The sequence below is a fragment of the Serratia sp. JSRIV004 genome, assembly GCF_019968705.1.
In the GTDB taxonomy this organism is placed as follows: Bacteria; Pseudomonadota; Gammaproteobacteria; order Enterobacterales; family Enterobacteriaceae; genus Chania; species Chania fonticola_B.
This window is the reverse complement of record NZ_CP074141.1, coordinates 18,900-43,234: the sequence shown is the minus strand read 5'-3', so window position 1 is coordinate 43,234 and position 24,335 is coordinate 18,900. Positions and strand designations below refer to the sequence as shown.

Annotated in this window: 33 protein-coding genes; 4 read left to right on the top strand and 29 right to left on the bottom strand. The window is 51.2% G+C overall.

Features of this window, described 5'->3' with window-relative positions:
* Positions 1 to 264: 264 nt before the first annotated feature.
* From KGP21_RS29165 to KGP21_RS29060, 21 genes are all read right to left on the bottom strand, one after another.
* Entirely contained in the window at positions 265 to 546 is a 282-nt protein-coding gene (locus KGP21_RS29165) for a helix-turn-helix transcriptional regulator (protein WP_223499749.1), read from the bottom strand.
* The gene (locus KGP21_RS29160) at positions 533 to 856 is read right to left on the bottom strand and encodes a type II toxin-antitoxin system RelE/ParE family toxin (RefSeq protein WP_059202210.1); all 324 of its coding nucleotides are present in this window, start codon (positions 854 to 856) and stop codon (positions 533 to 535) included. Before KGP21_RS29160 ends, KGP21_RS29165 begins: the two co-directional genes overlap by 14 nt.
* A gap of 118 nt (positions 857 to 974) precedes the next feature.
* Complete coding sequence (locus KGP21_RS29155) at positions 975 to 1,280, bottom strand: hypothetical protein (RefSeq protein WP_223499750.1); 306 nt, start codon at positions 1,278 to 1,280, stop codon at positions 975 to 977.
* 370 nt (positions 1,281 to 1,650) lie between these two features.
* Complete coding sequence (locus KGP21_RS29150) at positions 1,651 to 3,741, bottom strand: DEAD/DEAH box helicase (protein ID WP_223499751.1); 2,091 nt, start codon at positions 3,739 to 3,741, stop codon at positions 1,651 to 1,653.
* Between the two features lie 14 nt (positions 3,742 to 3,755).
* Positions 3,756 to 4,109, bottom strand: coding sequence for a DUF1870 family protein (locus KGP21_RS29145; RefSeq protein WP_223499752.1), 354 nt, complete (start codon positions 4,107 to 4,109; stop codon positions 3,756 to 3,758).
* A gap of 44 nt (positions 4,110 to 4,153) precedes the next feature.
* A complete protein-coding gene (locus KGP21_RS29140; RefSeq protein ID WP_223499753.1) occupies positions 4,154 to 4,360 on the bottom strand; it encodes a hypothetical protein in 207 nt (68 codons plus the stop codon).
* Between the two features lie 260 nt (positions 4,361 to 4,620).
* Positions 4,621 to 4,884 carry a hypothetical protein gene (locus KGP21_RS29135; RefSeq protein ID WP_223499754.1) on the bottom strand — a complete coding sequence of 88 codons (264 nt, stop codon included), beginning with the start codon at positions 4,882 to 4,884 and terminating at the stop codon, positions 4,621 to 4,623.
* Positions 4,885 to 4,926: 42 nt separating this feature from the next.
* Entirely contained in the window at positions 4,927 to 5,247 is a 321-nt protein-coding gene (locus KGP21_RS29130) for a hypothetical protein (RefSeq protein ID WP_223499755.1), read from the bottom strand.
* Positions 5,244 to 5,693, bottom strand: a complete 450-nt coding sequence (locus tag KGP21_RS29125; RefSeq protein WP_223499756.1) for a hypothetical protein — start codon at positions 5,691 to 5,693, stop codon at positions 5,244 to 5,246. The genes KGP21_RS29130 and KGP21_RS29125 overlap by 4 nt, the downstream gene beginning before the upstream one ends.
* Positions 5,694 to 7,022 carry a ParB/RepB/Spo0J family partition protein gene (locus tag KGP21_RS29120; protein WP_223499757.1) on the bottom strand — a complete coding sequence of 443 codons (1,329 nt, stop codon included), beginning with the start codon at positions 7,020 to 7,022 and terminating at the stop codon, positions 5,694 to 5,696.
* Between the two features lie 2 nt (positions 7,023 to 7,024).
* On the bottom strand, positions 7,025 to 7,873 hold the full coding sequence (locus KGP21_RS29115; protein WP_223499758.1) for a ParA family protein: 849 nt from the start codon (positions 7,871 to 7,873) through the stop codon (positions 7,025 to 7,027).
* Positions 7,874 to 7,921: 48 nt separating this feature from the next.
* The gene (locus KGP21_RS29110; RefSeq protein WP_223499759.1) at positions 7,922 to 8,260 is read right to left on the bottom strand and encodes a hypothetical protein; all 339 of its coding nucleotides are present in this window, start codon (positions 8,258 to 8,260) and stop codon (positions 7,922 to 7,924) included.
* Positions 8,261 to 8,419: 159 nt separating this feature from the next.
* Positions 8,420 to 8,890, bottom strand: coding sequence for a hypothetical protein (locus KGP21_RS29105; RefSeq protein WP_223499760.1), 471 nt, complete (start codon positions 8,888 to 8,890; stop codon positions 8,420 to 8,422).
* A 151-nt stretch (positions 8,891 to 9,041) separates the two neighbouring features.
* A complete protein-coding gene (locus KGP21_RS29100) occupies positions 9,042 to 9,362 on the bottom strand; it encodes a hypothetical protein (RefSeq protein WP_223499761.1) in 321 nt (106 codons plus the stop codon).
* Complete coding sequence (locus KGP21_RS29095) at positions 9,359 to 9,826, bottom strand: hypothetical protein (RefSeq protein WP_223499762.1); 468 nt, start codon at positions 9,824 to 9,826, stop codon at positions 9,359 to 9,361. The genes KGP21_RS29100 and KGP21_RS29095 overlap by 4 nt, the downstream gene beginning before the upstream one ends.
* A 41-nt stretch (positions 9,827 to 9,867) precedes the next feature.
* Positions 9,868 to 10,377, bottom strand: coding sequence for a hypothetical protein (locus KGP21_RS29090; RefSeq protein WP_223499763.1), 510 nt, complete (start codon positions 10,375 to 10,377; stop codon positions 9,868 to 9,870).
* Positions 10,367 to 11,053 (bottom strand): PspA/IM30 family protein, encoded by a 687-nt coding sequence (locus KGP21_RS29085; protein WP_223499764.1) that lies wholly within the window; start codon positions 11,051 to 11,053, stop codon positions 10,367 to 10,369. The genes KGP21_RS29090 and KGP21_RS29085 overlap by 11 nt, the downstream gene beginning before the upstream one ends.
* Positions 11,054 to 11,300: 247 nt before the next feature.
* The gene (locus tag KGP21_RS29080; RefSeq protein ID WP_223499765.1) at positions 11,301 to 11,576 is read right to left on the bottom strand and encodes a homeobox domain-containing protein; all 276 of its coding nucleotides are present in this window, start codon (positions 11,574 to 11,576) and stop codon (positions 11,301 to 11,303) included.
* Between the two features lie 41 nt (positions 11,577 to 11,617).
* Complete coding sequence (gene radC / locus KGP21_RS29075) at positions 11,618 to 12,097, bottom strand: DNA repair protein RadC (RefSeq protein ID WP_223499766.1); 480 nt, start codon at positions 12,095 to 12,097, stop codon at positions 11,618 to 11,620.
* A 987-nt stretch (positions 12,098 to 13,084) separates the two neighbouring features.
* Entirely contained in the window at positions 13,085 to 13,342 is a 258-nt protein-coding gene (locus tag KGP21_RS29065) for a hypothetical protein (RefSeq protein ID WP_223499767.1), read from the bottom strand.
* Positions 13,343 to 13,422: 80 nt separating this feature from the next.
* Complete coding sequence (locus KGP21_RS29060; RefSeq protein ID WP_223499768.1) at positions 13,423 to 13,851, bottom strand: antirestriction protein; 429 nt, start codon at positions 13,849 to 13,851, stop codon at positions 13,423 to 13,425.
* Between KGP21_RS29060 and KGP21_RS29055 the strand changes: the two genes are divergently transcribed.
* On the top strand, positions 13,850 to 14,059 hold the full coding sequence (locus tag KGP21_RS29055) for a hypothetical protein (protein WP_223499769.1): 210 nt from the start codon (positions 13,850 to 13,852) through the stop codon (positions 14,057 to 14,059). The genes KGP21_RS29060 and KGP21_RS29055 overlap by 2 nt on opposite strands.
* A gap of 184 nt (positions 14,060 to 14,243) precedes the next feature.
* Here the strand turns inward: KGP21_RS29055 and KGP21_RS29050 are convergent, their stop codons facing one another.
* From KGP21_RS29050 to KGP21_RS29020, 7 genes are all read right to left on the bottom strand, one after another.
* Complete coding sequence (locus KGP21_RS29050) at positions 14,244 to 14,888, bottom strand: hypothetical protein (RefSeq protein WP_223499770.1); 645 nt, start codon at positions 14,886 to 14,888, stop codon at positions 14,244 to 14,246.
* 49 nt (positions 14,889 to 14,937) lie between these two features.
* A complete protein-coding gene (locus tag KGP21_RS29045) occupies positions 14,938 to 16,509 on the bottom strand; it encodes an IS66 family transposase (protein ID WP_223499771.1) in 1,572 nt (523 codons plus the stop codon).
* A gap of 19 nt (positions 16,510 to 16,528) precedes the next feature.
* Entirely contained in the window at positions 16,529 to 16,876 is a 348-nt protein-coding gene (gene tnpB / locus KGP21_RS29040; protein ID WP_223499772.1) for an IS66 family insertion sequence element accessory protein TnpB, read from the bottom strand.
* Positions 16,873 to 17,478 carry an IS66-like element accessory protein TnpA gene (tnpA, locus tag KGP21_RS29035; RefSeq protein WP_223499773.1) on the bottom strand — a complete coding sequence of 202 codons (606 nt, stop codon included), beginning with the start codon at positions 17,476 to 17,478 and terminating at the stop codon, positions 16,873 to 16,875. Before tnpA ends, tnpB begins: the two co-directional genes overlap by 4 nt.
* The gene (locus tag KGP21_RS29030) at positions 17,403 to 18,137 is read right to left on the bottom strand and encodes an N-6 DNA methylase (protein WP_223499774.1); all 735 of its coding nucleotides are present in this window, start codon (positions 18,135 to 18,137) and stop codon (positions 17,403 to 17,405) included. The genes tnpA and KGP21_RS29030 overlap by 76 nt, the downstream gene beginning before the upstream one ends.
* 572 nt (positions 18,138 to 18,709) lie before the next feature.
* The gene (locus KGP21_RS29025; RefSeq protein ID WP_223499775.1) at positions 18,710 to 19,681 is read right to left on the bottom strand and encodes a ParB family protein; all 972 of its coding nucleotides are present in this window, start codon (positions 19,679 to 19,681) and stop codon (positions 18,710 to 18,712) included.
* 8 nt (positions 19,682 to 19,689) lie between these two features.
* Positions 19,690 to 20,883 carry an AAA family ATPase gene (locus tag KGP21_RS29020; protein WP_223499776.1) on the bottom strand — a complete coding sequence of 398 codons (1,194 nt, stop codon included), beginning with the start codon at positions 20,881 to 20,883 and terminating at the stop codon, positions 19,690 to 19,692.
* A 311-nt stretch (positions 20,884 to 21,194) separates the two neighbouring features.
* Between KGP21_RS29020 and KGP21_RS29015 the strand changes: the two genes are divergently transcribed.
* Both KGP21_RS29015 and KGP21_RS29010 read left to right on the top strand, forming a co-directional pair.
* Positions 21,195 to 21,428, top strand: coding sequence for a type II toxin-antitoxin system RelB/DinJ family antitoxin (locus tag KGP21_RS29015; RefSeq protein ID WP_371822217.1), 234 nt, complete (start codon positions 21,195 to 21,197; stop codon positions 21,426 to 21,428).
* Positions 21,418 to 21,705, top strand: coding sequence for a type II toxin-antitoxin system RelE/ParE family toxin (locus KGP21_RS29010; RefSeq protein WP_223499778.1), 288 nt, complete (start codon positions 21,418 to 21,420; stop codon positions 21,703 to 21,705). Before KGP21_RS29015 ends, KGP21_RS29010 begins: the two co-directional genes overlap by 11 nt.
* 249 nt (positions 21,706 to 21,954) lie before the next feature.
* On the opposite strand, the gene KGP21_RS29005 is transcribed toward KGP21_RS29010, so the two are convergent.
* Positions 21,955 to 22,755, bottom strand: coding sequence for a tyrosine-type recombinase/integrase (locus KGP21_RS29005; protein WP_223499828.1), 801 nt, complete (start codon positions 22,753 to 22,755; stop codon positions 21,955 to 21,957).
* Positions 22,756 to 23,604: 849 nt separating this feature from the next.
* Between KGP21_RS29005 and KGP21_RS29000 the strand changes: the two genes are divergently transcribed.
* Positions 23,605 to 24,300 carry an IS6 family transposase gene (locus tag KGP21_RS29000; protein ID WP_223499779.1) on the top strand — a complete coding sequence of 232 codons (696 nt, stop codon included), beginning with the start codon at positions 23,605 to 23,607 and terminating at the stop codon, positions 24,298 to 24,300.
* The last annotated feature ends 35 nt before the right edge of the window (positions 24,301 to 24,335 follow it).

Here is a 24,335-nt window from a genome sequence, read left to right as displayed (position 1 = left end):
AAGGGGGCCATACTGCCGTTAACGTGTTTTGCCCTGGGATCGCTGTCAATCCATCTCGGTAGATCAGCGATCGGCGACCAGATAGACCTCACACGAATTGACAGTAAAGTTAGGAAGAACGAAATGAGGAGGAAGAGGAAGAAGAGCGGCATGTGTAAGAACGGCGCCGCAGGCGCCGTCATCACCCTGCTTTTGCCGCCAGGTGTTGACCGCCCAGGGCAAGGCATGACACTGAGGCCCAGAGAGTCCGAGCCTCGTCGTCAATCAGAACGAAATGGTCACATGCTCAATGCCGCAGGCTTTTGCATAGCGGGCAATGGTTTCAACACTCGATTTCGTCACGTTGTTTTCCATCCGGCTGACGGTCGAGGCATTAACGCCCATGGCCTTGGCAACTTGAGCGCTGGTAAGTCCTGCCACATTGCGCCACTCGGCCAACGTCGCCTGTAGACGCTCTTTGCGAATTTCATCCTCCATCGCTGCCTTGTACTCACTGTTTTCCATCATTTCGGCCTGAACCTGAGCATGAGTTTTATACTTTGTCATTTATCATCTCCTCGAGTCGCTGCATTGCCAGATCAATTTCACTTTTTGGGGTTTTGGGTGTCTTTTTAATAAAGATCCTGAGCATAAAAATGCGCTCCCCTTTCTGATATACCCATATCCCGCGAGAGATATCTTTTCCCATCGAGCGGATCTCATAGAGACCATTACCCAGTGGCTTGGTATCCGGCTCTCGCAGTTGCCGGGGGTCACTCTCCAGCTTGCCGATGATCCGGGACAGTTTCGCGGCAACGACCGGGGGTAGCTCCTTCAATTCCTTTTCCGCTTCGTAGTGATAGATTACCGTGAACATCATTCCATCCCTGTGCCTTAACTATTATTGCATTATAATGCAATTTGCATTGTGATGCAATTTCTATGACCTTTGCCTCATGTTAATTCAGCGGCGGGATCCCACCGCTGAACCACGATTAGGCCAAACAGTTATAGGTCACACGGTAATCGAGATACTTAGTTCCACGCATGATTTCTTCGACATGCACAACGTTATGCGCCACATTATTGATAATCATGATCTGCTCGATTGCGGCGTGTAGATGGCTACGCTCTATCTTTTCGGGCACTACAGCCAGTGATGTATCGGGAACGTTGACGGGCATCCACAAATTGTTATCAGCACCCGATAAAGGGGTATCGCAGAAGTGGATAGATGGCGTTCCTTTGAGCACGGTTAGAATGACAGTAAGGGTTTTGCGGCTATTAACGGGAATATTCATGATGGCTCCTGTGAGTATGGCGTATTGCCGAAGAGGAAATGGCCTTCCATTTCCTACAAAGGTATTATGCAATAAAACCCGTTAAATATCAATTATGATATCCTATGGCATCACTAATTTCGCATGCGAAAATGATTGAATGGAAGGCGACAAGGATATTGTGGAAGAGATCGGCTCGATCAAATCGCCGGAATTGCGTTGCCCTATGCAGCTCTGCGCGCCCCCTTCCTGCCAGGCGAATTTTTGCGGAGCCTGCCAGCGTACAGCAATGTTAGTGCCGCCGGTCGAAGACAAGCGACACTGACAGCGATGGCTGAGAGTTTCGCATGCGAAATATCACATCGCCCTGGGTACTCGATGAGTCTAAGATCTATGTGCCGCTTGGTGTGTCCTGGTTAGGCTCTACTATCTGAATGTTATACAACTTTTCCAGCTCTCTGATTTTTGCCAGGCGATCCTGTTCCAGGGTCTTTATTTTGTAGCGCCGTCTAATGACTCCCCGAAAGCTGTTCATGGATGGGGTAACACGCCGGTTATCCCGTAGCGTTTCGGCCAGCTCTGCCAATTTAGTAAAAAACGAGCGGTCACGCTCTCCAGCTATATCTAGCTTAAGCCCTGTCTGTATCAATGCGCTCACCTGTTCCTCGGTAAGTTCATTGTTGAGATACTTTTTACGCTGGTACTTTACCCAATCGACCAGAGCGGAGCCCTTTGTTACCTCACCAGAATCATTGACCTCTGTTTTTAGTAGACGCAGATTGGCCTCAAAGTTGTGCTTGGAGATATCAAATGTAACGCCCAGGGAGTTGAGAGCATCTTCCTGATAAGCAGGTAATGTACCGCTTCGGTGAGCCGCCCTTCGCGCCTTAATGAACTGAAGGAACGGTCCGGTTGACGCATCAGAAACTGTATTCCCAGCCTCCAAATAGGCGCGTAACTCTTCAAGGTTCTGATAAAACAACTCCTGATTGTAATCCCAGATGAAACCCAACTCATCGAGAATACGTTTTTTTTCGGGATCCAGACGGTTACGTGCGTACAGCGCTCGCATGTGTTTTACCCATATCCCAAAGCTCCCCGCGTTCGCAGTTAATACGCGGCTGTGCCCGTTAATACTTATAAACTCTTTCAGCTGTTCCACGCGATCGAGGAACGTCTTATTGAAGGATGTATAGACTTTTAGATAGATCAAATCTGCGAGCTTATGCACATCAAAACTGCTGTCGTCCGTATACCTGAAAAATGACGGTAGTAACGTGTGACCTGGTGTGCTGCTGTCTGGGGAATACAATTTAATCGCGCGATGTAGGAGTTCATCGTTCTCTGAGAGCGAGTTTAAAACCTGCATGATGGCAGAGAAATCGCTGTACTCTACCGCGTTATCACCACTGAGTACCGGCAGGATGATATAACCAAAGTCCTTGCCTGGGTACTTGCGCATTGCCCTACCGGCACATTGGATGATATCAATCGGCGATGTCTTGCTGCTGCAGAACATGGTGGCGTCGGTTGCCGGAACATTCATCCCTTCATTCAGGCACCGGGCGTTAGTGATCACACACGAATCACTGTCCTTATAAATGGCGAAATGGGCATTACGGGTATAAGGCCCCTGCAGGCTAGATACATGGGTGACCGGGGTATCGAGTACATCGGAAAAGATGGTCGCCGCCTTGCTCGCCTCATCGATCGTGGCATGGTAGGTGATGACTTTTTTTAGCCCGTACTGCTCCATTGCTCGCTTAAGGGTGAGCGCAATAGCATAGGTTTTGTGTTCTGAGGTGGAAATGGTTTTCTCTTTCAGATAGCTGCGAACTTCATCATCGGTGACACAGGCGACCAACAGTTTATAGTCGCTGATAACGCCGTCTTCAATGGCTTCGCGGATCTGATAGGTATAAACGAGTTTTCCGTAGAGTTCTTCATTGTCCATACTGAAGAATTCTGTATCGTCATCTTTCTCATTGTAGGATGCGTGCCGTGGGGTAGCGGTCATCCCGAGGCGCTTAATGACGTTCGGATAGCCTGTCAGTGTCTGGTTGAATAACGTACTCAACTTTCCTGCAGTCCGATGCATCTCATCGTAGATCACCAAATCGACCTGGATGCCACTCTCGGCCAGCACTGTGAGCAACACTGGCGCGGAGTTGTAGGTCGTGACTATGGCCCTTTTTCCCGGATGTTCTCCCAGGAATACCTCTGGCTCAATCGCATTTTCACTGTGATATTGAAACACGCGCCGATCGGTTGTTTGCCGGTATTCGTCAGCAATCTGGTCAACTAACATAATGGTCGGAGCGACAATCACTGTCACCAGGGCGTGGAGTCGATCTGCGATCATGGCTCCGGTATATGTTTTGCCTGAACCACAGCACATGACAACAAGTGCATTGTCAGCCGTGCTCAGCTCCTGGACAGCGAGTTCGGTGGCTTTCTCCTGGAAATACTTAGGTGTAAACATCAGGCGCTCATTATTCAAATCAGATTGGCAATGCCGGCAGACAAGCATTCTCCTGCAACAGAGTTGGTGATTTTCCACATTACGACGTTGCGCTTGCCTGTGGCCTTCTCAAACTCATCAATCGTCATGTAAAAATTCAACGTGATGCGTTCACCTTTGCGACGAAATTCCTCAAAGCGGTCTTCGGTCATGTTGTCGCGCAGGGTAGCGAAATCGGTGATCTCATTGGCTACATCATCAGGGACAGCGCGAGAACCGTCCTCCCACCGCTGCCAGGTACGAGTTGTCACCTGACCGATATGCTCGGCGGCCTCACTGCATTCCAAAGCGAGGATCTGACGGAGCGCTTTTAATTCTTTGTTTGTCATAATACGGCCCGATAGCAAGCCGCCCTTCAGGACGGCTGCAATGATTATTTTTCGATGATATTGAAGATTTGGCGCAGCAGGGATGCATGGTTATAGCTTTCTTTGTCGATGCAGGTAAAGTCACCGCGCTCAACGTTGAAAACTTCGCCATTGTGATTGACGTTATGAATAGCGTGGTGCTCTGCCAGGGCTTCTACTTCGGCAAACTTATCTGCGGGAACATCATAAGCGATGGTGATAGTCGTGGTCATTTTTCGTCTCTCTCTTTAGAGGTGATCCGAGCTAATCCCGAACCATGGGTCTAGTATAGGTCGCGAACGCGACCACCGCAAGAGACATACTTCACAACTTTAGGGGGCTAGCTAACGACTGAGGATAAGCAGCCGGGAATTTCGCATGCGAAATCGAGCTGGCAAGGTCACCACGACGTTTACCTGGTGAACCCAGGCTGTTGAACCCGAAAATCCAGAATCGCACTTAGCGCGGCACTGAAGAGCTATACGGGATTCTTTTACATGTCCTTTCTTAATGCCCGTTTGCCAACGACATAAGCGCCGATCGGACCACAAAACCCAATCACAACGTAGATGCTGTCCCACACGCCGCCTGGATATTGTTTGGTCATCAAATAACAGCCGTACATTGCCGCCGCGTACAGGACATAAACATAAAAGGTCCACCGGAAAAAGCGGCGTCTAGTATGCCTAATTTGATAGAGCAGCTTCCACCCGTCCCTTGTCTGATCCTCAAACACCTGTTTCATTTTTTGGCTCACCGGTCATTTTTCCTTAAATTGACTTTTCGCATGCGAAACTTTTTACGCTCGTCGATACGCTTTCAAGACCTTTGACGTCAGTTGGTAGTAAGGTGTCGCCCAGCGGCCATTGGGTATTGTCGAGTATGTAGGCTTATCTGCCCTTTTGTCACAATACAGGATTTCAATCACACCGGATTCGGCGAGACGTCTGGCAACGGCGGCAACGTTCGTATCGGTAATATCAATTAATGAAGCTACCGTTTCTTTTTCCAGGATTGTTTCGCCGCGATCGAATGCATCAAGTAGGCAAGCCAGCATCGATGTAGCATAACCAATCCTGCCGGTATCTTTCAAAATACGATCAAGCTCTAAGAACGTCATTTAGGTATTCTCTTTTTACGCGTGCGATAGTGAGCGTCATTTTCCAGGGCAGCGTACAGCCAGCCGGCTGCTACATCGCGATCAAACGTGGGCGGCAACAAACTCAAGAGCAACTCACAGTCTTTTGATTTTATGGTTAACGTGAGGATTGAAGCGCATGCGGCCCACTCAGCATGTTCTTTAGGCATCCACCCGTTTTCCAGCAGCATTGACATGGCCGCCTGCATCCCCCAACGGGGAGTATTGTTTTTAATCCCCCATTCATTGATGGCAGCCCCGGTAAGCGGCCTTCCCCGATCTTGGAGAAAGCCGTTTTTTATGGCGGTATTAACCAGAACGTCTGCAGCTTGTGCAGACGTCAGTTCTGTGGTCATCACCCATGTTTTTACAATTCGCGGTAAGAATTCTTCCGCCAATTGTGCGAAGGGTGTCTTAGTCGTAAGCATTTAGACCTCTTTAATCCCCAGGACCGTCACCTCTTTTGCCTCGATGCAGACTTCACCAACAGGGAGTTTGATCCAGACCAGACCAAATTCGTCCGGCGTTTTGTCCATTACCAGGTAGCCTTCTTCGCCGTCGACCATGACCATGACGCGTCTGCTCGTTACTACTGGTGAGGTAGTAGTCGATGCTGCGAGACTGGCTGATTGATGGTTGCTCTCTATCCTCTCAGTCTGTTGCTCATCGCTGCCTGCGCTAACAGAACTGGTTGCTGTCGGTACAGCTGGTTGCTCAGACGCTCCAGGCAAAATGCCGCTTTCAGGATCATTGGTCTCAACCTTCGCCGGTTGTTGGCCACCGTTATCATTCGCCCCTGGCTGGACGGCAGCGGCCCCTGTAGGCGCAGCCACTTGCTCAGCCCCCCCAACCTCATGGCCATTACTTTCGGATGCCTGGGGCTGTTGACCATCGTTCTCACCCGATGATTGTTGTTCGCTGGTACTCTGGCCATGCTGTTCTCCAGGCTTTGGAGGAACAACCGGTTTCCCTTTCAGCAAGTTCAGTTCTTTAATGGCGTTCCCGCGTGTCAACTTTCCATCGCGTAACAACGCCACCATTTTTTCAGCCCTGTCCGGGTCGATATCGCTGATTTGGCTAAGGGTATAAACCATATCGAGATCTTTGGTGACCTTATCTTTCAATAAGGATTTCACCACTTCCGGCGCATCCAGCAATCGCATGTGCTTGCTGACAAATGTCTGCGGCTTGCCAAGCACCTTTGCGATTTCTGCCTGAGTCATGTTCCAGGTAGTTTTCAGCTCATGCATGTTGTCCGCAGTGGCTAAAGGTTTAAGACCGGACTGGTGAATATTTTCAGTCAGCTGAGTAATGATCCGATGTCGGTCATCCTTCGGTGGGGGACCGACGTAAATATCGATATACTTCTCGCCACGTTTCTTTTCTGATCTCCATCGAGTTTCCCCAAATAATATCCGATAACCTCGTTTGTCACGGGGATAGCAACGTGGTGGTGAAAGGACCCCGACTTCATTGAAACTATTGGCCATGCCTTCTATCGTAGCCTCGTCAAAGTCTTCCTCCGGACGGACCTGTTTAACCGCATAGACTTCATCGATCGGCACGCGAATAATCTGGCCATTCGGTTCTAACTCAGCACGCGCCACATCGCTCAACACGCGGTGGTCCAGCTGTTCCGTTGGCAACGCCACCTCACGTTCCTGCAGGCCTGGTGCTGGCACCACCTCCGGCGCGGAGGTGGCCTGCTGGCGTTGTTCTTTTTGATCCCGCAGCTTATTTTTAAATCCCTTGGCCATGATTAGCCTCCAGTTCGTGCAATGATGGTATCAACCAGGCGATCGTAACTGGCCACGAGTGGGCTTTCTGGATCATGCTGTTTAATCGTAATTGAAAGCTCGATTGCTTCTCGCACTTTGGTTGCTACAAATGGCATCACTTCCAACAGGTATTCTTCGCTAAATCCCTGCTCTTCAAGGATCTCAATCAACATTTCGAGGTTTACCGTATCAACCTGCGCATAACGCCCTTCTAGCATGGGTTTTTTATAGTTTGATACCATAGCGTGAGTGACGAACACCCCGAGAAGTTTCAACTCTGGGTGATAACGTTTTTTGATCTTCTTGAACGTACCAATGTGTTTTTCAACGCCCAGCCGTGCGGTTCTCTCCAGCAGGGTTGGGATCAACAGGTAATCAGCGACAACGTGATTGGCTAACAACGTGTTTGTCCATACCGGTGATGAGTCGATGAGAATGTAGTCATAATTTTCTTTCAACGCTTCAAAGCGCTCTTTAAAGTCAAAAATGCAATCAGCATGCCGGTTATTCACTTCATTTAGATCTTCTGTAGCCCCCATAAATCCCCGGCCGTCTGGCAATGTAATAGGGTTAAATGGTGTATCCGGACCGGCGTACAGACGTGACATGTGTGCTTCACCAGGCACAAATGTTCGCCCTAATGGATTTTCATCAATTTCGGGTGGCAACCCGTCCGGGAACTGGCGTGATGTCAGGCCTCCCATCCAATCGCCATCAACACAACACGTCCGTTTATTGCGGGCCTGCAGCTCATTGGAGATCTCTGTTGTTGAGAAGGTTTTACCAATCCCGCCTTTTTGTGAACAAATTACAATTACTTTTGCAGCCATCTTTGCGTCCTCTTTAAAAATATTTCGCATGCGAAAACAGATAAATCGTTACTGGTGCGGAGCCTGATTGCTATTCAGCTCTCTTCGTTTATTGCCAGGTGCGATGAGTTCGGCATGGATGGCCACGAAAGAATAGCCATATATGTTTGAACCGTCTTTCTCGTACATTTTGTTCTTGATGGTAAAATCAACCGATATTGTGTCACCCAATAAGTACCGATCCGCGATGCGTTCGGCAGCGCTATCATAGGCAATGAGTTCCAGTTTCGTTTGCTGATCACCACGATTGCGCAGCTCGGCGACAGTGAATAAACAGTATTGGGATTCATCACGTTGGATCAGTTGCGGTTGTACCAGTAAACGGCCAACAATGGCATTGTGTTGCATGTTGCATCTCCTATGAGCCGGGCGTTTCGCCGAAGTATCAGGTGGCCTTCCACCTAACGTCCATCAATCTATCAGGATGAAATTTAAATATCAATAAAGATATTTAAAAATCATCATCTTTCTCACATGCTTAACGGTTCCACAATTTCGCATGCGAAATTAAGCAATGTAGGCGACAACTTTTCCTGATTTTGAATCACAAGCGCTGATAAGGGCGTAGCCTTTCTCGGCGAGTTCCATTGTCAGTCTTTCAATTTCCCGCGCCAGGTGCTCCTTTCCACGCGTTGAGAACTGTGACGGCTTACCGTATTCCTCGACAAAATGGGCGATGCTATCCGCTTTAACCTGGACTTTGCGGTAGCTTTCTAAGAGTGGAATACGGGTAATTTTTATCATCCGGCAACAGAGGTCACCATGATTGATAATGTCGGATTTGTAGGGGGTGACATCTTTGGCGTTGTAACGCAGGGGTAGCAACGCTTCAATCTCATGAATTTGGTCAGGGTACAACCTACCTTCAACGAGAGTAAAACCGCGAGTTAGCAGCTCGCCGACTTTGATATCTGATTTGACGGTGGGCAGCCATCCTTTGGTGCCCTGGGAGATATGAAACAACTTCTGGTTCAACATAATGTTGATGCTCCTGTGAGACGGGCGTTTCGCCAACATTCAGGGGATGGCCTTCCATCCCCAACACGAACATTATGTCTCAAGGCCAATAAGATATCAATTTTGATATTTTATTATTTCGCATGCGAAACTTTAAGTCTTACCTGTGCCGCTATTTTAATGCGCGGAGTTGGTCCTTTTCCTCCTCAAGTGAAAGGATCGGCGTGCTTCCCCTGGACAACATTTGGGTTTCATTGATGATTCGTGACCGGATATCGGCGAACTCCCAGTGTGTTAGTCTTCCGTCAATCATCGCGTCAGAAACAACCGCTTTGGTCTGGGAAGACAGGCGTGGCCAGGCCAACGCAATCTCCCTGTATTCTCCCGCTTCAAGTTCCCCGCGAATGTAGATTGCGGTGCCAACACCGGTTAGAAGCGGCAATATGAGCGCCACTGCCAGGTGATCTTTGACGAACGTTAACGCCCTTTTCATTTGGTCTGGTCCTTCAGTTCAGATGACGGCTGGTTCAGGATAATCGTGGTACCCGTTAACCAATTGCTTCCACAACGGATAACTGTCTTGTCTGATTTTTCAAACCAGTCCCCCCCGCCTTTTGAACAATCGGGAATTGCCTCATAAGTAGGAATATCAAACTTCTGATAAACGGTCCCCATGAATGAGGGGTAACTATCGCCATTGATCAACCACAGCCTTTCAACTGTTAACAAAGCTACACAAGCAAAGAACGCTGCGTAAACCCATAGCATTATCTTGCCAAAGGCACGGCTAAAGCGGTTCCGAGAAGTGCTCAAATGACTCACAAGGTACAAAACGGCAATAAACAGGGCGACATAAAAGAATCCCAAAAAAGTCGACCAGTTACGTTGGAGCAGGCCAAATCCGACCCCGAGGGACAAGAACATGCCGATATTAATTTGAAACCAAAATCCTTTCATTGAACATCCTTGAAAGGCCCGCACCAGGCGGGCCAAGTTAGTTATCTCATTTTACTTTCGATAGCGGCTAACTCAGTTTCCAATCTTTTCCACTCCTGGTCAATGAGTTGGAGATTGTACGTCGAGTCAACTACTGATGAAATATCGCCACTCATTTTGATGATGTCATCGCTATTGACCATATTCAACTTTACTAATCTCGATCGCATGGCTTCAAGATCAGACCGATTAGCCAGATCAGTATTAGCGAGACAAATTTCTATCTTCAATATTTGCTCCCGTAACCAATCGCTGTAATCAGAGCGCCTCACAATTCCACTGGCAATGTCCCGCTCTTTCGCCTTGCGCTCTATTTCGCTTATTTGCAGGCTTTGTTGCTTTTTGCTAATCGCCTCCTGCTTTCGTTTTTTTTCTTCTTGCCAGTCTTCATAAGTCGGCAGAATGACCTTAGTGATAAAAAACAGCACAATGATCAACACCCAAAGCCAGCCGTACATAGGCATAATGAGACCGATTATATCTTCAGTAGCGTTCGGAAAATTACTGGGCATCACTGCCTCCTGAAGACGTTTGTTTTTTCAGTTCTTCAAGACGTTGATCTATGTGGGGAGTGCCTAACATATCGAATTGTTTCTTCAGATCTTGCCCTGAAACCTCCTTGGCCATTGAATCTAAAGCAGCTGAATCCGCCTCCAGCTTATCGACTTTGGATCGTATTTTGGTCATGTCGATGGCGTTATTGCCAACCCCCCCCATGATCCGCGACACCTTGCCACTCGTATCTGCAATTTTAGCCCGGGCATCGAGCAGGGTGACCTCGTTTTTCGCGTCTTCATACTCATCGCGCAGCGTGGCGAGTTTGCTTTTCAAGTCCTCGACCTTTGGATTCAATGTCTCCAATGCATTGCTATAGAAGGCAACATTCCTCTCGTATCGTTGCACGTATTGTAAAGCTGTTCTGGCCAAATCATCGCGATCTGCCTGGACGGCGCGATGTGCTCGGTCATTCCAATCGGAGACTGCTTTTTTGCTGGCTTCCAGCTGTTTTTGAAGAAGGTTCTGCTGGCCAATTACTGCAGCAACAACCTCTTCGGTGCTACCGATTTGCACCTCAAAATCTCTCACCATTTGCCGAGCGAGCAGTGCTGGGTCTTCCATCTGATCAACAGCATCATTAGCATTCGCTTTTAAGATCCGTAACAAACGACGTAAAATAGACATAGCCATTTTTGATACTCCACATATTTTAAATGGTCAGGCAGACGGTGGCGTAGGGCGCCACTCCTGCCGTTCTTGAACGCAGGACATAGAGTTAGACTCGTTACATAGCAGACTCCTTTGAGCCAGGCTTCACGCCGTATATTGGAAGCGGCCTTCCGCTTTCAATCTGATAAATGGGTTTTCTTGCTATTCACTTCGTATCAATAGTGATATGTAATTACCTCCATAGTTTCGCATGCGAAATTTTGCAGCCTCACTGACGATGCAACCAAAAATCGCCATATCCAGCTGACAACCCGAGCAAACACCAGACTGGGTAGGGGATCGTTTCTTTGTTCGTAAACCAGTTTTCAATCTGCCCAGGGCTTAAACCAAAGGTATCTGCAAGGCTGGTTTTTGTTTTGCTAGCCTGGGACATCACACAAGCAATTTCAGCGCCTGTAGGTTCTTTCCACCCTGCAGTAAAAGGACAAAAACATTCCTTTCTGACCTGCAGCTGCTTTACGTTGTAAGCACTATGAGTTTCCATTGTTATCTCCGGAGAGGTGCCGCCGCAGCGGCACTTACAATTTAGATCCAGCCCCGTTCTGCGAATGAGGTGGTTTGACCATGGCCTATGACAACGTGGTCGAGGGTTCTTACATCAACCAGGGCCAATGCATTGGTTAGTCCAACCGTTATGTCGCGATCTGCCTTACTAGGTTCAGCTAATCCTGATGGATGGTTATGTGCAAAAATGACGGCGGCAGCATTTAGCTTGATCGCTTCTTTCATTACTTCACGAGGATGCACATTAACGGTGTTAATCGTGCCAAAAAACATACGTTTAAACTCTATCAAACGATGTTGATTATCAAGAAAGAGGACAGCGAACACTTCCCGTTCTTCAGACTCAAGTTGAAGCCGCAAGAAGTTGGTAACGGTCGCAGGTTGAAGGAACATGATGCCTTTCGCTTTAATGCGAGCATCAAGGATCGCAATTGCCTTATGGATGTAATACTCCGCCAGGGCTTCAACGTGCGTTGGAAGGGGGATAGGACGCTGAGACATTGTTTCTCCTTTGAGAATTGGCGTTTCGCCGGTACTAGATGACGGCCTTCCGTCATCTGTTGAGAACAGTATATCAAAGCCAATATTGAATATCAAATATGATATTTAACGGCGTTGATAATTTCGCATGCGAAAGTTTTTCAGAGGCAGCTCGTCGGCAACATCGAATAACAATGCATGCATGGACGCCAGACTTGCATGATTACAAGGGCGGGCCTGGCCCACGGACGGTTTAAAAATCCAGACACACTTTGTGTTGTTAAAAAAACATCACCCGTTGAGTTTCCTCGTCGCGGTGTTGACGTTTTGAGGGGACCAGCTGTTCTTCGCCCCCGGTATTTCCATCACCCGTTTGAGAACCTGCGCCGCAAGGGCGTAAAACGGCACCGGCCGAGGCAGACGTCCAGGGGCAGACACCAAAGTTTTTGACTGCAAAAAGTTTTGTGGCTGTGCTTCAGCTTTCCCCTGGATGGCCAGGAGGACTGTGGCGTTATCAGCCTAGGCGACAGGATCATAAACGGGAGACGCACCGGTCAGAGGGTGAGCTGGGACCCGCCGCAACGCCGTAAGAGCAAGGCGAAACGGCGTTGCTCCCTACACACCGGCAGGGCTTTTATTGCCGGGGTGCAATAAGCGCAGGCCACGGCGCGTCAAAGCGGCGCATCCGGGTACGGATGCTGCGAGCTGGGGTTGCGTCAGGATGGACGCCCGCAGGGCGGAGACAGGTTCACCTGGCTCCGTTCACGACAGCCGACCGGACGCCCATATCGAATAGCTGGAAGAGGTGATAACAATACGTAGACGTCGGAAAACACAGCGAAGGAAACAGAAGGTGATATAAACGGACACCAGGTGATGAAAGAGGCAGACGAAGGCGGAGCGCGGCGCCGTAGGCGCGGCAGCAGCCTTCGCGGCAGGCGTAAGCCTGCCAGGGTGTTTTCGGCGGTAGACAGGTGGCTTTCACCTCCTGCCTAGGCGATTAGCGAATTAGGGTTTTGGATCTTCACGACTGTCGAGCACACGCTCTACTGCATCCTCGACTACTGACCAGTTGATCCCTTCATTAGCATCATAGCTACTTGTTATTTTCATGGCCGCATGGATCTCATCCCTAGTTAGATCTTCTCCCCACACTTTGGACAAAAAGTCTTCATCAAACCAGAGTGAAGCCACGCACAAGTCATCTAGCGAATAATTGTTTTGCAGCCGGGTTATCAGGCTGCCTACTGTCATTTCCATTTCCATACTCTTTCCTCATCCCGCGATCAAGGGCACTATTCTTTGAGGCAAGCAGCGTTGCTGCCTGCCTTGGCCTTTTCATTTCGTCATTCGAGCGCAGCGCTAATCGCGGCACTATCGGGATGGCTTTCGATAAAGTTCCAGAGCTGGAACTCACGCAGCTGGAACAGCTTGATCTGTTCATCGTCGCTACAACCTTTGAGCGCTAAACACCGATAGTTGATGGCTTGCGCTGTCAAAATGATCCCTGCAACCTCGGCGCTGACGGTACGGTCAAACCAGCCTTCGGCGTTGACCATGTGGTATCGATCGCCCGTGGGCATCATGTAGCCGCCGCCTTGCGGAAGCCGTACAAAATGCCAAAATCCGTCTTCGTAGTCAGGCAGGTGTTTACGTGCCAAGGCGTAGACCTTCAATTCGGCAATCATGAAATCCTCGCCAAACAGGTAGGGCAGGAAAGACAGCCGGTCAATTTCTTCGACATTCAGGGCGGTCTGAGTGTGGGAATAGTGCATGGAATACCTCCGTAATTTCATGTTCCGCGACACCGGACGGTGCCGTGCCGACACGACAGCCCGGCGAACAGCGGCGCAATACAAGGGCGTTACCGCAGGCCGCAGCGCAGCGAACGAAAGCCGGTATTTGTACGGTGAGACCGTGAAAATTGAGCGGTCGAACGACGGGAAAATGACGGCGAAAGTGAGCGAGAACGGGCGAGGATAACGGCAACGCGAACCCTTGTATTCGTCGCAGCCGGGCTACAGTGAAGGCACGGCATCCGGCCGTCACAACACGAATGCTGACCAGGTGGGTTTTCAATTCAGGGCCACACCGTGGCCTGGCAAACAGCGGAGTAGAGCGACACCCTTATCGGGTCGAGAAAAGAGGGGCATTTGCCCCTCCTGCTTCAACTTTTCTTGGTAAATGCGCTGTACGTGTTCATGACACTGAGAACCTCTTGCCTGGCGGCATAGCAAACATCCCGCAGGACATCGCGGTCGAACCAACGGCGTGGCGGATCCCCAGGCAAACGTAGCACATCGGTCATCACACTGTAGCCGGTGATCAGCTCTAACGTGTCATTGATGACAATCAGTCGCACGGCACCAAATCGCGCGCCCTGGTTAATTATGGCATCCAGTACCCGACGCACTTCGTCGGGGTTGGACTCATCAAGCCAATTTTCTTCATCGCTTTCCTCAACGACCAGCTTGAAATGCCGGGTGCGCCGGGAAAACAGGTGCGAATATGGTTGGGGCGTCAACGCCGCCTGAATGCGTTTCGCATCATCAAACATTTGCCGACAGGCCTTGCGCACGGACAATGTAACCACCTCGAGTACGATCCTTATTTCCTCTTTGGTCAGCCATTCCAGGGCAAACGGAAAATTGATCTCTGTATTGTCTCCCGGCACAGTCGGCGGTGTGGCATGGCCGCTTTGGTAAAGCACCATTTCGGCATTTGTTCCTGCCAGCTTCTCGATGGCACGACACACATCGTGTCGGTGATCAGGTCTTTCCAACTGATTGCAAAGACGCGGTAAGAGTGCCATTAAATCAGCCGCATCAAGCGTAAGCGTCTCATCCAGACCGTATTGACGTTTATTCAGATGTGAGGTCGGTTTTCCACGGCAGTAGGTCGCGCAGCCGGTTTACCGGCCAGTCCTGGATATGCGTGAGCACATGACGCAACCAAGCTTCCGGCTCTACGCCGTTCAGCCGGCAGGCGCCGATAAGGGAGTACAGTACGGCAGCACGCTCTCCGCCCGCGTCTGAACCCGCGAACAGCCAGTTTTTCCGGCCCAGGGCAACGCCGCGCAGCGCGTTCTCCGCGATGTTGTTGTCTATCTCCGCCCAGCCGTTGCTGCAGTACAGGTTTAACGCGTCCCACTGCTTCAGCAGGTACGCGAATGCCTTTGCCGTATCCGAGTGGCGCGACAGCACCGTCATCTGCACCTGTATCCAGTCGTACAGCGACTGCATCAGCGGGATAGTCTGCTCCTTACGTACTGCCAGCCGTTCTTCTGCCGGGCTGCCGCGTATCTCCGCCTCGATGGCGTACAGCTCACCGATGCGCCTCAGCGCTTCGGTGGTGATATCTGTCGGCGTGCGGGCGTGAACGTCGTGGATTTTTCGGCGGGCATGGGCCATGCAGGCCGCTTCCGTGATGCGGCCGTCTTCGTACAGCGCGTTATAGCCGCCGTACGCGTCCGCCTGCAGGATGCCGCCGTACCCGGCAAGGTGACGTTGCGGATGCACGCCCTTACGGTCCGGCGAGTACGCGAACCACACCGCGGGCGGCAGCTGTGAACCGGCATTGCGGTCATCACGCACGTAGACCCACAGCCGGGCCGTGCGCGTCTTGCCGCTGCCCGGCTCCTGCACTGGCACAGGGATATCGTCGGTGTGCACCTTACCCGGCATCAGAACGTACTGACGCAGCAGGTCGTACAGCGGCTCAAGCAGCTCGCTGACCGCACCGGACCAGCGCCCCAGCGTGGCACGGCTCAGCTCCACGCCCTGCCGGCGGTATATTTCCGACTGGCGGTAGTGCGGCGTATGTTCCGCGAACTTCGCCGTGACGATGCGGGCCAGCAGGCCGGGGCCTGCGTAGCTGCGCTCGATGGGTTTTGACGGCGCGGGGGCCTGTGCGATGTGGTCACAGCTGCAGCAGGCCAGCTTCGGCCGCTGCGTTTCGATAACCTTGAAGGCGCTGCTGATGAGCTCCAGCTGCTCCGACACGTCGCAGCCCAGCGAAGTGAGCTCGCCGCCGCATTCCGGGCAGGCGGTTTCTGCCGGCGGCAGCGTGCGGGTTTCGCGGGGAAGCGAGGCGGGCAGCGGCTTGCGGGCGGAAGACTGGCGCAGCGGCTGCGGGAGTACCGGGTCGTGCTGCTCACCCAGCACCTCCGCCATCTCCTCCTGCAGGGCGCCGATGCGCTCCTCCGCCTCACTGACCTGGCGCGCTGTTTTCTCACGCAGCTTTTCGGAGCTTTTGCCGAACTGCATACGCTGAAGCTTAGCGACCAGCGCCTTCAGCCGGCTGATTTCGCTGGCGTACGCCGCCACCCGCTGCGAGAGCAGGCGGTTATACTCCGCCATTTTGCGGATGGTCGTTTGCTGCTCCTGCAGCAGCGCCCTGAGCCGGGCGTTTTCATCGGGGTATGAGGTGTCCATGAACCCACTTTAGCGCAGGTTACACCCGCAGGCCAGGGCGTTCCGTCCGCTGCGGATGCCGCCAGTTAATGCCTTCCAGCAGCATCGACAGCTGCGCCGGCGTCAGGTGCACCTTACCGTCGCGGGTCACCGGCCACACGAAGCGCCCCCGCTCCAGCCGTTTGGTGAACAGGCACAGGCCGTCCCGGTCCGCCCACAGCACCTTTATCATGTCGCCGCGACGGCCGCGGAAGATGAACAGATGCCCGCTGAACGGGTCATCCCGCAGCGCGTTCTGCACCTTCGACGCCAGCCCGTTGAAGCTGCAGCGCATATCCGTCACGCCGGCAACCAGCCAGATGCGCGCCCCTGCGGGAAAGTTAATCATGCCTCACCCTCCCTGAGTTCGCTGACCAGTACGCGCAACAGCTCCGGCGTCAGCGGCCCGGTCAGGCTCAGGCTTCCGCCCGGTAGCGTCAGCTTGCAACTGATGACCGGTGGAAGGTCCGTTGATACGGTCCCGGTCCGCCCTGGCGGAGGCGAAAGAGGCTCCACGGTGACGGGGATGAGTGTGGCTCTGCTGGCAGGATCCAGCAGCCCCTGGCGATGCAGATTACGCCAGTTAAACACCAGATTGTCGTTAACTCCATGCTGCCGCGCCAGCTCTGCCACACAGGCCCCCGGCTGCAGGCTCAGCTCCGCCATACGGATCCTGAACTCCAGAGGCCAGTCCGGACGACGTTTTTTGACGGGAAGGTTGGTTTCGAGGTTGAAGGCGTAAAGCTCATCCTCAAGGCGTTCCGGCGTATACCCTTCCGGCAGTGGCCAGTTAATGCCGGTGCGTCGAAAACGCGTAAACATTTTATGAACGGCAGAAGAGCTGACATTGAGTTGTTCAGCGATTTCACGGTAGGTCAGTGCGTCGTTAAATCGCAGGCTGAGTGCAGTGGTGATCCAGGTTCTTCTGGAGTAAGGCGTATTTTTGTCCACGGTAGTGTCCATGTTCGCGAAAGTGTCCATGGTAGGAAACACGGGCGAAAATGAAAGACGGTCTGGATGAGACGCTTACCATCAATATCCATGCAACTGGCGAATAGCTTGTCCTGATAGTTGATGCCCTGTTCCGCAAGCATTTCAGCAAATGCGATCACCATACTGCCCGCCCCAACTGCCGGTTCCTGCAACGTAATGAACGGCTTGTGTTCCAGCTCGCTGAGTACATCACCGGCGGTGAGGCGAGCCATCAGGGCAGACAGATGATAAGGTGTGAAAAACTGGCCCATATGGTCTGAGCCGATCTCCAGTTCCATGAAGATCTGGCCCAGAAAGTCACCCGGCTGACACTCCAGAGCGCCAGTGAGACACCCCAGCAACTGAGTCATCCGGTTAACATCATCAGGTTGATAGCGACCGGCAATCGCCAGATACTCTTTTTCCAGATCAGGACTGCGAAGAAAAACGTTCTGCACGGCAAGTGTCGCCATTTCTGCAAAATCGCGGAAAACCTCATGTCTGTGGTGATAGCGCGCCGTTTCACGAAACAACCGGATAAATTCCCGGCGGTAATGGTCATAGCCGTTCTGGCCAACGTGGCGTAACCGATCAGGGGTATTGGCTGGCGCGAGTATATCCAGGGTCAGCTGCGTCATTCTGGTGTTCCTTCCTTTGTGGCGATCTGCGGTGTGCTCCCGCCATACCGCGCTGGACGCAACGGGCCATAAGGAAAAAATCCAGCTCCGGACGCAAGGCCGCAGCGCAAATGACTGACCAGGGGGAAGGAATGCGAACGGGCACAGCAGCCGGCGGCTTGAATTTTTCCGGCACGGTGCGACTGTTAAGCGGAGGGAGGGAGTAACTGCTGACGATGGAGTGAAGGCTGACTCAATAAGGGGGGCGGACAGATTCGCCGCCAATTCATAGTCTAACTATATCAGCGCGGATCGTGAGCAACCATTGCTAGCCGCTGAGGAGTTATGCAACTGTGGAGATTTCAGCGTGAAATCTAATAAAAATATTCATTAAATACAATGTATTAAACCCTATTTTTACGTGGGGAACGAACTGGGTATTTTACTGCGATCCAACCATAGAGAAAGGGCATTGCAAGGTAAGTCGAAGTAAGTGGCGTCGAAATCAATGGAGATTTCACCATGAAATCCCCATGGAAAAGTTATTACTTTTAAACAGTTAACACTGAAAAATGGGTGGAGAACATTTTCAATTATGACTTCAGATGTTTTGCCAAGACAGCCTTCACCGCATCATCAATGGCACCCTGCAGTTCGGGCGATACACGATTAAACTCGTAACTGAACATGCGTCCACGGATCTTCTTACGGGCATATTTGTTCTTGTCAGAAAACTGCCAGAGTGGGGTGATGACTGCCGCTTCTCCTTTCGCTGGTTCTCCCAATACCGTGGCTTCATCCCGTATTACTGTGAGGATTTTAGTCTTGACCTCATCTGCGACCAGCAATGACTGCTCACGGATGCCACTGACGACGCCACTGATATTTTCGATGAGTTCTGATACTGAACGTTGATTGCTGGCCAACAACTCTTCTGCCGTCAGCAACACTTTGTAGTCAGAAAAAGACAGTTCAGATTGGATCGGGAAAAGGGATAGCAACTCAGAAGAGACACTGGCTGCCTGCAACGCTCGCGTAACTTTGGCTTGCGACAATCCCTCCGCTTCAGCGATTTCTTTTTGTGTCAGTCCACTTTGCTTGAGGGCTAGCAACCTCGTTCCCACTTCACGAATATTGTGTTCCCGGGCCGTCTGAATATCCTGTGCCAACTTTCTGGCTTCACTGACCGAGAGAGGCTCATCCGTGATCAAGATATCCAGGCCCACCTGCTTGAGGATGGCAGAGGCGCGACGACGTGAGCCATCCAGGATCTCGATACGGTTATCGCGACGGACACCAATGGCAGGGAAAAACTGCTGCAGGTTGATAGTCCGCGTAATATCTTGAAGTGATTCAGGGGTGAGTGCAGACTGATCACGTCCGTTTATTTCCTGAAGAACATACGTTTTGGTTTCAACGTCTGCCGCCGGAACGGTCACTTTGGTAAAGACCGCCTTCCTGCCAGAAGCCAGGGTAAATACCTGTTTGAACGCTTCCGGCTCGGCTTCGTTGTTAAGAACTGGCGCGCTAAACGTGCGCCCGATTGTCTGACGTTTTGTGCTCATCGGGCACCTCAATTCATTCGAATAAATTCAATGCGGTCAAATACCGCTTTGGCAAAATCTTCCGCAGCGGTACGCGCATTTTTCAACGCTTCGCTGCTCCCCACATAGGTAGATGGGTTCGCGGAGATCACCGTATCAAACGACTCTCCACAACGTTCAAAACCATCAAGACGTGGCAACGCAGCATCGAGCATGTCTCCGCCAAAAATCTCCTTCGCGAGGCTGTGGCAGACTTTGTGATCAGGCTTATTTGACAGTTTGGACATAAAGCCGATGTTTCCCTGCAACCGGCACGGGCAACCAGAAGCTTCAATGATACTGACCAGCTCAGGCAAACGGGTCAGGTACTTCAGGGTAGAGTGGAAATCAACCTGTGCAGGCGGGATCGGCGTCATCAAGAGATCGGCGGCCGCAATCGCATTCTTGAGGAATGCATCCAGGTGAGGGCCGCTGTCGACAAAGATAAAGTCATAATCAGCCTTCAGTTTATCAATGATATTCTCGCGTAAGACAGCATGGGGGTTTTGGCCAGGTAAATGCTCGGCACACAAACTTTCCCAACCTGAAGCGATGAACGCATCATCAATGGATGCAGGAAGAACATCGACGCCGGGTACAACAGATGGCACGATGAACTCATTGAGTAACTCTTCCCGACTGACATTTTGGAGCATGGCCTGAGCGGAGGTTGTCTCAACAAGGCCCACGGCACGGGTATGGTTCAAAAACATGGTGGCCGAGGACTGAGGATCCAGATCAATGACCAGGACGCGTAAATCTTCAAAAAGGAGGTGGGGGTGGGCACGCAGTGCATGAGCCAGTGACACCGTAGAAACGGTCTTTGAGACACCGCCCTTCAGGTTGCCGACAAAGAGAGTCATTGCTTCAGGATGGCGATCGCGATATTTAGGAACACCACGGTGATGATAAATATCGACAATATTCTGGACAGTCATCGCGTACTTTGTTGATGAACCGGCCGCTCGCTTCTCGAAGACATAACCGCTGCTTTCCATCTCGCTCACTGCATAATCCACGTTAGCGCGAGTCAGTTTGGGAAATTTTGCGACGGCAGCTTTGGCATACACCTGAAAATACTCGTTTTCCTTGAGTTCTTCTTTCTGAAGTTGTATTTGCTCAGTCAATGCGGACAACATTTTTTCGGCACGTAGTGCGACTTTCTCTGTCTGATGAGAATCCATAATCACCAACACCTCTATTTATGTAGCTTATCTGAATTAAATCAATAATCCTGCATGAAAGACTAAAAATCAACACAATTAACAATAAATGACGCACTACCATGCCGTTCAGCCACATCCGGGTAAATGATGCAGAAAAGAGGATCGGTTGGAATTCCTCAAAAAACCAAGGTGCTCCTTTCTGCGTTATAGATCCCAAGCAGATGACGGCTGTAGAGTGAAGCACAGGACCACATGTACTTTATTTCTTGTCGGTTATGCCTTACTATGTATACACAAACGTAACCACATGGGGTGTTGAAATGGGCACAATGAATATTCGTATCGACGATGACTTAAAGGCCCGGGCCGGGGTAGCGCTCGACGGATTGGGGATCACAGCCTCGGAAGCTGTACGTCTGGTGCTTGAATACGTTGCACAAAATAACCGCCTTCCGGTTCAGGTGGCATTACTGGCTGATGAAGACGCAGATATCATCGAGCTGGCGCGTGAACGTCTGGCTAATCCTGGCAAACGGATCCGAGTAACACTCGATGACTTATAAGATTGACTTTGACAATGCAGCCTTCAAAGAATGGAAAAAATTAGGTGAGACTGTACGTCAACAGTTAAAAAAGAAGCTGGCACAGATTGTTGAGGCGCCACGCGTTGAGGCTAACCGACTGCACTCTTTACCTGATTGCTATAAGATCAAACTCCGCGCATCCGGTTATCGGCTGGTTTACAAGGTCGAAGATGAAACGGTTGTGATCCTCGTCCTTGCTGTAGGTAAACGCGAACGGCTGGAAGTTTACAAAGCAGCCGCCACAAGGTTGGGTTAGTGAGGGATCGCTAAAAAACCCATTAAAAAATGACGAATCACCATAGAGAACAAGGCATTTTTCCAGGAAAACTGCCGTCCCCTCAATCATGTCATAAGCGCCTATACGCCCAGCCCCCTCGCGTTACAGCTCTGGTGTTGTGGGTATGCCAGGCTCTCAAGCAACTCGGAAATTCACAGCGAAATGTCTCCGCCCTGGCTGTTCACCTGGCAGGCCGAAGATATTTGAACAACCGCAGGGCGTCAGCTTTTATTCGTGATCGCCCAGTGCCAGAGGACGATGTGTGCTCCGGATCATGTTGAGCGCATCCTGCGTCGGCAAGGTGAACTGCACCTGGCGACTGGCGACGATATCGAGAGCAAATACCCGAGTGTACACTTCCGTGCTCTCCGCTTTTTCATGTCCTAATAACCCCTGCACCGCTTTCAATGGCGTGCCCTGGTACAACATGTGCATCGCATAGCTGTGCCGAAACACGTGCGGCGTCACCGGCACACTCAACCGGATCCCCTCACGCCTCGCCAGGTGTTCCGCTTTCGTCAACCAATTGCGTACACCACGATCGCTGATCTGCCAGACTGGCAGGGGGGAACGTTCGCCGGTCTCGGTATCGATTTCAAACAACTCCTTGGTGCTGGCAAACAGCCGGCGCAGCTCGTCCACAAATTGCGGATCGGTCAACGGAACCGTGCGGTTCGCCGACTTACCTTTCGTGGGGCGACCACGACCGGTACGGCGTTGTTTGGCCGTGCGCAATACCACGTGCGGCATGGTCACATTGAGCCGAAAATCACGGCGCCTCAGCGCCAGCGCTTCATTGATCCGGGCGCCGGTATTCCACAGGAGATTGATCAGCGCATGCTGTGTCCAGTCCGGCAAGAAATGGAGGAGGGCGGCCACTTCCGGTGCCAGCAGATACCGGGGCAGATCATCATACGTCATGGCCATATGGCGCAACGACAGCGCACGTTGGTAATCTTGCGGTGCCAGCATCGGCGTCGTTTCACCGGCCGGGGTCCCCACAATGGCCAGTGCCGAATCATAGGTCATCATCTGCTCCTGTTAATTCCAACAATCTCGTCTGCTAAGGCGGTTTATCGGCATCACGGGATCCGCGGGGGATCTCAACGGTAAAAAGTAGGAGGTTGCGCTACGTGAAAAATTGGCGTCTACGCCCCACGTCGACGTTCAGATTTCACGTAGCGCAATTTCTTTCAACATCGGGCCAAAACGGACGTTTTCGTCGTCGAGGGCAGGACAACGCCTCAATAGTATCGCCAATCATCAACGCCGGCGCACGGGCAATAATTCGTTTTCGCGATCGGTCATCGTCGCCAGCACTCTTCCGACTTATGGAAATATACCATAAATAGGAAGCAAAAAGACGGCTGAATAGGATCGGCGGTGGATCCCAAAAGGATCCGCTTTTGCTGTATGTCGTGTTGTCTCTGTATGACGGGCACTACATAGGGGATAATATCCCCAAAAATGCCGCAAGCGGATCCGTTTCCGAAAAATACATAAACCGGAAAGACCACTCCCGCGTCGATGAGAAGAGGATCGCCCACCAAAGGACGAGTTCCCCCTCGCCTTCATCTTTCACGATGAGTAAATCTTCTGTCGCCAACTTCGTGACTGCCCTCTTTTTCATTCGGTAGTTTGAGTTTTAATTGTGTGTAGTAAACCACACAACCGGCTCACATATATCTACCAATAAAATCCACGTATTATCTAAGGCAGACGAATTATGTCGAATGAGTATACGTCAATTGTTGAGTGCAACATATAAGTTGCGCGAGACATTATTAAATTTAAAAACATGATGAGGATATAATTATGGCTCTGTCGCGTTAAGGCGGCGTCAGGTAATATGCTGTTTTTTTGTAATGTTGCCTATTAATGTCTCTGATCAGAAATGCCTTTAAACGCTTGCATTATCCCATCGATATCATCGCGCAATGTGTGCGTTGGTATCTGGCTTATGCCCTTAGCTTGCGCAATCTCGAGGAAATGATGGCTGAACGCGGCATTGCTGTTGACCATGCCACACTGCATTGCTGGGTTATCCGTCTGGTGCCGCTGTTGGACAAGGCATTCCGCCGGCATAAACGTTCGGTGGGTCGTCGATGGCGAATGGATGAAACTTACATCAAAATGAACGGGCAGTGGAAGTATCTGTACCGGGCTGTTGACACATCAGGCCAGACAATCGACTTTCTGCTCACTGCCAAACGGGATGCCGCCGCCGCATTGCGCTTCTTCCGCAAGGCCATACGTCATCATGGCGAATCTGAGGGGGTCACTATCGATAAAAGTGGGGCCAACACAGCGGCTTTGGCCACGCTCAACGCCGACAAACCCGATGAGGAAACGATTACAGTGAGGCAAAGTAAGTACCTAAACAATCTGGTTGAGCAAGATCACCGCAATATCAAACGCCGGATAAGACCGATGCTGGGATTCAAATCGTTTCGACGGGCACAGGGGCTTTTGGCGGGCATCGAATTGATCCACATGATACGCAAAGGACAATATCAGCATCCGGAAAGTGAGGTATTGTCACCTGCGGAACAATTTTATCTGTTGGCTGCCTAAATAATCGGCAACACCCACTTTGGCTGGTCTGTGGC